Source organism: Allobrachymonas wangyanguii, assembly GCF_045055315.1.
Taxonomy (GTDB): domain Bacteria; phylum Pseudomonadota; class Gammaproteobacteria; order Burkholderiales; family Burkholderiaceae_C; genus Brachymonas; species Brachymonas wangyanguii.
In genome coordinates this window covers 381440-390000 of sequence record NZ_CP173677.1, presented here as the reverse complement: position 1 = coordinate 390000, position 8561 = coordinate 381440, and the positions used below count along the sequence as shown (strand labels likewise).

At 63.7% G+C, this 8561-nt stretch carries 8 protein-coding genes and 2 pseudogenes (1 of these 10 cut by a window edge); 3 read left to right on the top strand and 7 right to left on the bottom strand.

From position 1 onward, the window contains the following. The 7 genes and pseudogenes from ACI3EV_RS01815 to ACI3EV_RS01785 all read right to left on the bottom strand — a co-directional run. Positions 1-1356, bottom strand: the 5' portion of a protein-coding gene (locus tag ACI3EV_RS01815) for a type IV secretion system protein (protein ID WP_405198015.1). Its footprint begins 573 nt before the window's first position; the window shows 1356 of its 1929 coding nt (coding positions 1-1356); its start codon is at positions 1354-1356; its stop codon lies beyond the left edge, outside the window. 102 nt (positions 1357-1458) lie between these two features. After that, positions 1459-2532 carry an NlpC/P60 family protein gene (locus tag ACI3EV_RS01810; protein WP_405198014.1) on the bottom strand — a complete coding sequence of 358 codons (1074 nt, stop codon included), beginning with the start codon at positions 2530-2532 and terminating at the stop codon, positions 1459-1461. Between the two features lie 19 nt (positions 2533-2551). Further along, positions 2552-2803, bottom strand: a pseudogene (locus ACI3EV_RS01805) (glucosaminidase domain-containing protein); the annotation flags it as partial. A gap of 193 nt (positions 2804-2996) precedes the next feature. After that, complete coding sequence (locus ACI3EV_RS01800; protein ID WP_405198013.1) at positions 2997-5333, bottom strand: VirB4 family type IV secretion/conjugal transfer ATPase; 2337 nt, start codon at positions 5331-5333, stop codon at positions 2997-2999. Positions 5334-5337: 4 nt separating this feature from the next. Next, on the bottom strand, positions 5338-5634 hold the full coding sequence (locus tag ACI3EV_RS01795) for a VirB3 family type IV secretion system protein (protein ID WP_329770746.1): 297 nt from the start codon (positions 5632-5634) through the stop codon (positions 5338-5340). Positions 5635-5648: 14 nt separating this feature from the next. Further along, complete coding sequence (locus tag ACI3EV_RS01790) at positions 5649-5978, bottom strand: TrbC/VirB2 family protein (protein ID WP_337692030.1); 330 nt, start codon at positions 5976-5978, stop codon at positions 5649-5651. A gap of 18 nt (positions 5979-5996) precedes the next feature. Continuing rightward, positions 5997-6581, bottom strand: coding sequence for a lytic transglycosylase domain-containing protein (locus ACI3EV_RS01785; protein WP_337692031.1), 585 nt, complete (start codon positions 6579-6581; stop codon positions 5997-5999). A gap of 94 nt (positions 6582-6675) precedes the next feature. On the opposite strand from ACI3EV_RS01785, the gene ACI3EV_RS01780 reads away from it, so the two are divergent. From ACI3EV_RS01780 to ACI3EV_RS01770, 3 genes and pseudogenes are all read left to right on the top strand, one after another. After that, complete coding sequence (locus ACI3EV_RS01780) at positions 6676-7005, top strand: hypothetical protein (RefSeq protein WP_405198012.1); 330 nt, start codon at positions 6676-6678, stop codon at positions 7003-7005. Further along, positions 6986-7860: pseudogene (locus ACI3EV_RS01775) on the top strand (virB8 family protein). The gene ACI3EV_RS01780 and the pseudogene ACI3EV_RS01775 overlap by 20 nt, the downstream one beginning before the upstream one ends. Then, positions 7847-8560, top strand: a complete 714-nt coding sequence (locus ACI3EV_RS01770) for a TrbG/VirB9 family P-type conjugative transfer protein (protein ID WP_329770741.1) — start codon at positions 7847-7849, stop codon at positions 8558-8560. The pseudogene ACI3EV_RS01775 and the gene ACI3EV_RS01770 overlap by 14 nt, the downstream one beginning before the upstream one ends. The last annotated feature ends 1 nt before the right edge of the window (position 8561 follow it).

Below are 8561 nucleotides of genomic sequence, written 5' to 3'. Positions count from 1 at the left end.
GAGGAAGTTGGCCATGCTGATGTTGCTGGCCGCCGCTCCGCCATTGGCCTGGTAGACATCGAGCGCAGTCTGCAGGATCAACATCTGGGTGATGACCTTGCCTATCATGTCGGCGGGGTCGCGATAGTTATCGCCGGTGATGACGCTGGCGATGCTGTTGCGCAGGTCATCGATGATCAGGGTAGAGAGTTCCTGACCGAACAGGGTCATGCCTTGCGCCAGCGAGAGGATGGTGATGACGCTGATGGCGCGCATGAGGAAGGCCTGCATGCTGTCGCGGCTCTGGCCGGTGGCGAGCCGGTAGCCCTGCCACATGAACCAGATGGTGAGCATGACGGTACCGACGGCTACGGCAAAGCCATAGGCACGGGCCATGCCGGCATAACCGAACTGGTGGATCAGGTCGACGATATAGCTGCGAATGCTGGCAAACAGCTGGGCAGAGATAAAGGCGTCAAGCATGGCAATGATTCCCGCTAGGTTTATGGCGAACAGGTTCTTGCTGCCGACCAGTTCACGCGCAGCGAGTTTGCCGGCCTGCATCCCCAACTTGGCGACAGCGACCTGGGAAATGCCCCCCAGCAGGCTGGGCTTGCCAGTAACGCGTTGCTGCAGGGCTTCCTGGTATTTTTCCTGATACAGGGTGCGCATGCCCTGATACGCCGCCATGGCGGTTTGCAAGCGCATCTGGTCATTGGCGATCAGGGCTTGCAAGGTTTGCAGCGTGTATTGTTTTTGCTGGAGTTCGGCCAGGGTGCCGTACTGGTTATCGGCCATCATGTCCTGCAAGGCCAGATTGCGCGCTTCGAGTGTTTGCCCAAGATGTTCGATTTCCTGCAACTGGGCGGCGAGGATCTGGCGACTGGCCAGGCAGTATTCCCGAATCGGACCCGGGCGATCCGGGCAATTGGGCGTGGTGTCCAGTCCGTAATAGCGCTGCATGGTGGTCAATGGTGCCGGCGTCTTTTCCAGCGTCTGCCTGGTGGTGGTTTGCAGCATGCCGAATTTCCGGGAATTCCAGTCCTGCTGGTTCTGGGTGATTTTGGAGGTCATGCCTTGCGTGACACGGGTGAAATCGATGCCGGTCTTGATACTGAGTTGTTCCAGCATGGGCGACAGCAGTTTCTGGCCGATCTGGTCACGCAGGATGGTGTTCCCCAAGTGTTCCTTGATGGCGGATTCGGCGACGGTGTTCTGCATCAGGGCTTGCATCGCCTGTTGCATGGCTTTCTGGAAGGCCAGATTGGCGGCATCGGTGACCGGGATCTGTGCCTGGACAGAGAGACTGGCTCCGATGAGGCCGATGAGCAGCAGCAGGTGACGCAGCAGTTTCGGGAGAGTGGCTGAAATTCGCATGGTGAATCGGATCCAGATACGGAAGGAGAACAGGTCGGCATTACAGACCAGGGCGCTGTGACAGGCTGTGCTGCGGACTGTCGTGCCGCTGCTGGTCCTGCTTCAGGCCCTGGCGCGCCTTGTCGAGATCGCACTGAGCAGAGCCTGACCCTGCTGGCCGATGGCGTGCAGCCACTGCCGGCCCTGGTGCTGCTCCTGCACCAGATGCCCCAGCTGTTCCGGGGCGAGTTGCAGAGCCTGCAAGCGCTGGGCCAGATACTGGGCGATCGGGCCTTGTTGCTGTTGCGGAATGTCTGGACAACCCATATGCAGCTGCTGGCACAGGGTGTTGAGCCAGGGACTGCCGTGCTGCGCCGGCTTGTCGACTGCCGGGGATGTCGTCGCCATAGCGGTCTGTGCGGGAGATTCGGTACGAACGAAATGCTCGCTGCGTGGGCGCAAGGCGCCGAGAAATTCCTGCTGCGCGCCGTCCCAGTAGCCGCCGGACTTGATGGTGACGGTAGCCGGGCCGGTGCTGACCTGAGAGCCAAAGAAGCGCATCTGGCCTTGTGCGTCGTACTCTTGGAAGATGCCGACGTGCTGGCCGGCACCATGGCGGCTTTTGAACATGACGATGTCGCCGGGCTGCAGTTGCTGCTCACGCGCCTGTTCGGGCGTGATGGTGTCAAAGTGGCTGCGCGCGAGCGCCGTGGTCTGCGTACCCTTGAACAGCATGGCGGTAGTGAGATGGGCGCCGGGCCACTGGAAGCCGGCATCCTTGAGCGATTGATATACCAGCATGGAACAGTCGATGCCGCGGCGGCCATCGCCGTCGAGGTCGCGGCCATCACGGCTGGGGTCGGTGCGCTGGTCCGGGCTGCGGTTGGGACGGCCCTGCTGCCAGCTGCCATCGGCGCGGCCGTATTCGTGGGTGCCGGGGGCAAAGCGCTGCTGTGCGGCAGCGAGCACAGCCTGGCCGGCAGCGGCGCGCCAGGATTCGGCGGGCTGCAGCGGCTGATCGGCCTGCGGCGAGGCGGGATCGAGGTGCAACTGGCCATGGACCTGCTGGGCATGCGTGAGGGCACGCTGCATGGTCGGACCTTCGACGATGCGGATCAGCTTGCTGGCGTAGTGCGGGTCGGTGGCGTAACCGGCACGCTGCACGCTGCAGCGCCTGGGCTTCGTGCTCGTAGTCACCCAGGGTGTCAGCCTTGAACAGGCCGGCGCGGGCGTAGCGCGGCTGGGTCTGCAGAAAGCGGTTGCGATCCTGCAGCGACGCGGCCTCATCCGGGTAGACGCGGAAGCCGTCGTGCTGCCAGCGCGTGCGGCCGCCCTCCACTTCCCAGACGTGGACCTGCTTTTCCGGGCCTTGCCAGTGGCGATCGGCCTTGATGTTGAACAGGTTGTGCGTATCGGCCAGTGAGGCCTGACGGCCCCAGCGGGTTTCGAGCGCAGCCTGGGCCAGCATCAGCTCCCAGGACAGGCCGGTTTCCTGCGAGGCCTGGACGGCGGCGGGATAGAGTCGGGTGATGAAGGCATCGGCCGAAGACTTGGACATGGTCGGACTCGCTGGGTATCAGGAAGGATGGCGGCGGGCCGCGTGGAAGCGCGGCAGCCACTGCTCGGGTGGCGGCGATTGCAGGCCATCGGCCGCGCCGGGATCAATCAAGCTCAGTCAGGACCTGCTGCAGCAGCTGAATGTTGTGCGTGTTGGCCGAGAGCACGGCGAGGGCATCGTCCAGCCCCTGTAGGTCGAGCCGGCACAGGGCGCTGGCATGGCCTTGCTTGACCAGAAAGCAGCGGCTGCGTTCGTCGAGCTGGGTCAGCAGCTGGAATTCGGCCTCGGTGAGCTTGAGGCCGTCAATGTAATCCCGCCGGTCGGCCTGCGGATTCGGCAGCAGGATCAGCGTGGCGGTCTGTTCGATCAGCGCGGCGGCGATATCGCTGCGCAATGCGTCTTCGGGCGACTGGGTGGCGAAGATGCCGAGGCCGTTCTGCTTGCGGATGGTTTTCTGCTTGTTGCGTGCGAATTCCTTCAGGCCACCTTCGCCGTCGAGGATTTTCCAGAACTCGTCCATGACGTAGAGCAGCGGGCGGCCGTCGATCAGGGCTTCTAGCCGGTGCAGCAGGTAGTGCACGACCGGCGTGCGCAGCTGCGGCTGGTCGAGGATCTCGGTGTAGTCGAAGCCGATGATGCTGGCATCGGCCAGATCGATGCGGTCCTGCGGGTTGTCGAAGACCCAGCCGAGCGCACCGGCGCGGGTCCAGGTGCGCAGGCGGGCGTAGATGCTGTCGTCGCCGAGATTCGTCAGGCTTTTCTGCAGGTTGCCGAGGGTACGCAGTGGCATCGGCGTGTCCAGCATGGCCTGCACGGCGCGCTGGATATCCTCGTCTTCGCTGGCGCTGTAGGACGGCTTGTTGGCGAGCAGCTTGACCCAGTCGACCAGGAATTGCTGGTTGACCGGGGTGGCTTCGCATTGCAGCGGATTGAAGCCGGTCGGTTCGCCTTGCGCCAGGCGCAGGTAGCGGCCACCACAGGCACGCACGAACAGCTCGGCGCCGCGATCCTTGTCGAAAAAGAAAATGGTGGGCCTAGGCTGGTATTTTTGCACCTGCGACAACAGGAAATTGATCAGCGCGGTCTTGCCGGTACCGGACTTGCCGATCACCAGCGTGTTGGCGAGCGCCTTTTCGCCCAGGCTGTCTTCGCCCGGATGGGTGGCGTGGAAATTGAAATAGTAGGGCTGGCCATTGGCTGTCTGCAGCACGGTGACGCAATCGCCCCAGGGGTTGTGGCTGCGCTTGCCGGAGGCGAAGTTGTGCAGCGGGCTCAGGCCGAGGAAATTCAGCGATGACAGCTGCGCCAGCCGTGGCCGGTAGCGCCAGTTGCCCGGCAGCTGGGCGTAGAAGGCACCAGCCACTGCCAGGTCTTCCTTGACCGAGACAAAACCGGCCTGCGACAGTTCGGCACGCGCCTGGGCGATATGGCGCTGCAGCTGTTCCTGGCTGTCGGCGTAGATCGCCAGACTGAAATGGTATTCGCCGAGTACGAAATGGCCGCTGGCGAGTCCGTCCATGGCCAGATCCAGCTCCTCGATCTGGCTGACGCCGCGGTCGCCGGCGCTGATCATCATGCCCTTGGTGCGCTCCAGCACCTTCAGGCCTTGCTGGCGTGCATGCGGCGTGAAGGAATGCGTCAGCACGTATTCCATATCCAGGTACTTGAGGCCGTTGAGCATGCCGGGCCAGGTCTGTTCCGGATAGTCCTTGAGCTGCAGCATGGCACCATAGTGATTCGCGCCATCGGGTGTGCGCACGATGAAATCACCGCCGGACGGACTGAAGATATGGCGCGATACCGGCAGGCTGGCATGGATCGGGCCACGCGGCAAGGGCATCGGCTCGTCCAGCCGGTTGATCAGCCAGGCACAGAAGCGGCTGATGTCGGAGAACAGCGTGCCGTGCGCATCCTGCTGCAGGCCGAGCCGGCTGGGAGCGTAATCGTGCAGCACGGCTTCGACATGGCCGGCCAGTTCCTCGATGCGTGTCAGGGCCTGCTCCTGCTCGGCGCGCAGCGAAGCCAGATCGGTAGCGGGCTGCAGCAGGCGCCGGCCTTCGGGCGCGGGGCGGTACAGCATGCTGAAGTAGAGCGTGTTCTGCATCAGCTTGCGGCCGGACAAGGCTGCGAAGTACTGATCAGACAACTGCTGGTTGAAGGTATCGTCGAACGCCGGCTGCAGGTCCAGCTGCATGCGGCGGCGCACATCGTGCACCCAGAACGCGACATTGGCGTATTCCGGGGCACGCAGGCTTTGCAGCAGGCGGTTGAAGGTCTGGTGCCGACTTTCGAGTTCGGCCTCTTCACGGCCGGCGAATGGCAGGCCATCGAGCCGCCAGCACATCAGGTAGTCGCCACCAGTGGTCTTGACCACTTCGGGCGTGACATGGCTGGACAGCGGGACATGGGCGCTGATGGGCGGGAGTGGTTCAGGGCGCATGGCCTTACTCCGGCTGGCGTGGTTCGAGCGGGCTGAACACCCACATGCCGCCGTGCAGGGCGCGCTGGCGCACGCGCAAGCGGAACAGCCAGCGGATGCCGAGCAGGCGGAACACCATGTCGTCGTGGCGTACCATCAGCTGCAGGCTGAACACCACCGGCGGCAGGGCCAGCAGCCAGAACAGGTTGAACCAGGCCGCCAGCAGCAGGCAGCTGCCAGCACCGACAAACAGCGGCAAGATTGGCACACCCAGCAACATGGCCGGGCGGGTGCAGCCGCGGAACACGGTGTCCTTGCGCATGGCAGTCTCCGCGATCAGCCGATGAACCAGCCGGCCAGCTGCGCGGCAGCACCAATGACAACGGCACCGACCAGCACCGGCGAGACATCGCTGATGCGCTTGTGGTTGAAGGCGATCTGGTAGCCGGCAAAGACGAAGGCGATGGTGACGACGGTGATCGAGATCGGTACCAGCGCATCGCGGATCTTGATCAGGAAGCTGCCGACCTTGCCGCCGTTGACCAGATCAGCGGCAAGCAGGTCTGGCGCATGCAGCAGGCACAGACTGACCAGCAGCAGCATGCCTAGTGGCTGCAGACGGCGCAGTACAGAGGGACGATAGACAGGGGGGAGCGATGTGGACATGGAAGTCTCCTGGGGTGGTTAGAAAACGAAACGGGTGTCGCCGGCAGGCACTGGCAAGGCTGCGGCAGCAGGAACTGGAGATGACGTTGGCAGCGGACTGGCGTGCGGCGGTTCGGCTGTGGCGCGCTTGACGGCAGCCGGCTTGGGCCTGCCGACGACCGGTATCGGCATCGCCTGCGCCGCGGCAACAGGCTGCATGCGCGCCATGACCTTCTGCACATAGCCATGACGAAAGCCGGTGGTGAAGTTGCCGGAGTAATAGCAGCTGAATGCCTTGCCCCAGTCTCCGGCGCGCTGGTAGCACTCCTGCAGGATGCGGCTGCCGGCGCGCAGGTTGTCGCAACTGCCAAACGCCTGCTCGTAGCTGTTCAGGCCCTGGCGCCTGAGGTTGTAACGGTTGACCTGGGCCAGCCCGAGCGAGAAGTTGTAGCCCTGCTGCTCCAGCATATTGGCCGTTGCCACGGCTTCGGGCAGATTGCGTGGCTGGCGCGCGAGGCGGCCACCAACCACGCCGATGGCATAGGGATGAAAGCCGGATTCGACCCGGACCACGTGCTGCAGCACGGCGGCGGGAACGGCCAGGTTGGGGCAATCGGGCATCATGGCGAGGATCGCATCAAATATTTGTACAAAATTCGTTTTAACGAATACTTACGATGTAATATAGCACCTTATTACACGTTGGAGCGAAAATTTGATGCGCCCTGAAGCAAAAACACTACTCTCTCTTGGCCTGATCCTGCTGGCTGGTTGTGCCAGCGATGCTGCGCCCGACTTTGGCGGGAGCTGGCAACCGGTCAACCGCTACCAGTCCAGCCCTGCTGCTACGCCGTCCTATGTCATTAGTGCACGCGATGGCAGCCTGCGCCCCTTGCTGCAACGCTGGAGTGCACAAGGCGGCCTGCAACTGGAAGATCGCCTGAGCCAGGACTACCCGCTGCCGGCCACGCTAACCGGTTTTCGTCACCTGTCACTGCCACAAGCCCTGCTGGCGCTGCAGACGCTGTATGCGCACGAGCAGGTGTGATGCTGGAATTACAGGGACGCCAGCTGCTGGCCTGGCAAGATGGGCCTGGCGATTGCGCGGAGGCTGCATGCTGAAACGTTCCGTGACTCCGGCGCACCCGCTACTGACAGCAGCGCGCGATTTCGAAACCGGCCTGATCGAACGCAGCCGCCACAGCGAGCGCAAGGCCTGGCGCGTGGCCGCTGCCTCCACCCTGCTGACGCTGCTGCTGGCTGGCGGCTATGTGCTGTTGCTGCCGCTCAAGGAACAAGTGCCGTATCTGGTACTGGCCGATCCGGCCCACGGCACCAGCAGCGTGGCGCGCATCGAGATGCCGCAGGCTGCGGTGAGTGCCAGCGAGGCACTGAACAAGAGCCAGGTGGCGCATTTCGTGATTGCGCGCGAATCGTATGACTGGGACTTGCTGAACCGGCGCGATAGCCGGCTGGTACAGGCCATGGCCAGCGGTGCCGTGCTGAAAGAATACGAGGCGCTCTACAGCAACGGGCACCCGACAACCCCGACACGCTGTATGGCCGCGCGCAATCGCTGCGCGTGCGCATCCTGAGCACGGTACTGAACTGGAACGATGTCGGCAGCGACGCTGACAGCCCGGTGCCGCGCACGCCGGTGGCGGCCAGCGTGCGTTTCGAGCGCTGGCTGTTCGACAAGGCCAGCGGCCAGTCCCGCCTGCTCGATACCCGGCTCGCCACGCTGAAGATCGGCTACGACGCGACGCTGGAGATGAACGAGGACGCGCGCCTCGAAAACCCGCTGGGCTTTCGTGTGCTGGCCTACCGCGTCGATCAGGACGCATTCAGCAGTGCTGCAACACCCAGCACCCCGTCTACAGGAGAGCGCGATGCTGCCTTCTAGACCCGCATGGCGCGCGCTGCTCTGCCTGTTGCCCCTGCTGTCGCAGGCCGTGCAGGGCGGCGTGATCCAGGAATACCGCTACCAGCCCGATGCCGTCTATGCCGTGCGCACCGGCCAGGGAATTGCGACCCAGATCGAGCTCGAGGCCGATGAACAGGTGCGCGATTTTGGCACCGGCCAGAGTGGCAGCTGGGAGCTGGTACGGCGTGACCAGGTGTTCTACCTGAAGCCGCGCCACGCGCAGGCCGCCACCAATATGCATATCCGCACCGACCGGCGCAACTACCTGCTGGAGCTGCAGGTGCTGGGCCATGGTGCGCTGACGCCGGCACAGGCACGGCGCCAGGGCGTGCACTACAAGGTGCGCTTCCGCTACCCCGATGCGCCGGCGCGTCAGAACGCGAATGCGGAGCCGGAGACCGGCCCGCAACACGATGCCTACAGCTACTCCGCCAGCGATGACGCCGCCTGGCTGCGCCCCGAGCGCGTCTTCGATGACGGACGCTTTACTTATATTGATCTGTCGCATGACCTCCCCTTGCATGGCGGTCTGCCTGCCGTATTTGGCCGGCAGCAGCAGGACAGCGGGGATTTCATCATCAACAGCAGCTACCAACATGGGCGCATCACCGTGCATGGCGTCTATCCCTATCTGGTGCTGCGCCACGGCCAGCAGGTGCTGGGACTGCGACGGGAGTAAG

What these genes read in the sequence shown, in the direction of transcription:
- ACI3EV_RS01790 (WP_337692030.1), bottom strand. Translation starts at nt 5,978, where the DNA reads ATGTCCACATCGCTCCCCCCTGTCTATCGTCCCTCTGTACTGCGCCGT.
- ACI3EV_RS01770 (WP_329770741.1), top strand. Translation starts at nt 7,847, where the DNA reads ATGCTGCCTTCTAGACCCGCATGGCGCGCGCTGCTCTGCCTGTTGCCC.
- ACI3EV_RS01795 (WP_329770746.1), bottom strand. Translation starts at nt 5,634, where the DNA reads ATGCGCAAGGACACCGTGTTCCGCGGCTGCACCCGCCCGGCCATGTTG.
- ACI3EV_RS01785 (WP_337692031.1), bottom strand. Translation starts at nt 6,581, where the DNA reads ATGATGCCCGATTGCCCCAACCTGGCCGTTCCCGCCGCCGTGCTGCAG.
- ACI3EV_RS01800 (WP_405198013.1), bottom strand. Translation starts at nt 5,333, where the DNA reads ATGCGCCCTGAACCACTCCCGCCCATCAGCGCCCATGTCCCGCTGTCC.
- ACI3EV_RS01780 (WP_405198012.1), top strand. Translation starts at nt 6,676, where the DNA reads ATGCGCCCTGAAGCAAAAACACTACTCTCTCTTGGCCTGATCCTGCTG.